Genomic DNA, 708 nt, shown 5'->3' with positions numbered 1-708 from the left:
GTGGTCCTGGCCTTCCCGGTCGCGATGGCCCTGGCCACCGGCATCGAGGCGCCGTCCACCGCGATCGCCCAGCTCGGCCAGCTCGACGACACCCACCGGCGCCGCTTCGGCCGCGGCACCCTGGCCCTGCTGGTCGTGATCGTCGGAGGCCTCACCCTGGCCCTGACCGCGCTCGCCGTCCGGCTGCACATCGGCATCCCCGGCGCCGACTCCACCCAGATCGCCGACATCGCGCACGCCGCGGCCGGACCGGGCTGGCTCTACGGGGCCTTCCAGCTGACCAGCTCGCTGCTGCTGCTCGCCGCCGCCAGCTCCTCCTTCCAGGCCGGTCCCGGCCTGTTGAAGGCCCTGTCCGGGACCCCCGAGCGGCCGGGCGTGCTGGCGCCGGTGCTCGGCCGGACCAACCGCCACCACACCCCGTACTGGTCGGTGGTGGTGTACCTGAGCGCGGCAGCACTCGTCATCATCGCCGCGGCCGGCCAGGAACAGGAACTGGTGCTCTTCTACGCCGTCGCGGTCTTCGTCAGCTTCCTGGTCGGCCTGCTCGCCATGACCCGCTTCGCCCGGAACGAGGGCAAGCCGGCACTGACCTGGGTCAACGCTCTGGCCGCGGCAGCCGTGGCGTTCACCCTCGCGGTCAATCTGCTGCGCGGCTGGCCGGTGTTGTCGATGGTGGCCACGCTCCTCATCGCCGCCGGCCTGTACCTG

The 708-nt window shown here is 72.6% G+C and carries 1 pseudogene; it reads left to right on the top strand.

Annotated elements, in window-relative coordinates:
• Nucleotides 1–708, top strand: a pseudogene (locus tag R2S09_RS40165) (amino acid permease); the annotation flags it as partial.

Origin of the sequence: Streptomyces sp. MK7 (assembly GCF_032658145.1) — a bacterium.
Taxonomy (GTDB): Bacteria; Actinomycetota; Actinomycetes; order Streptomycetales; family Streptomycetaceae; genus Streptomyces; species Streptomyces spiralis.
This window is presented reverse-complemented; position numbering and strand designations above follow the sequence as displayed.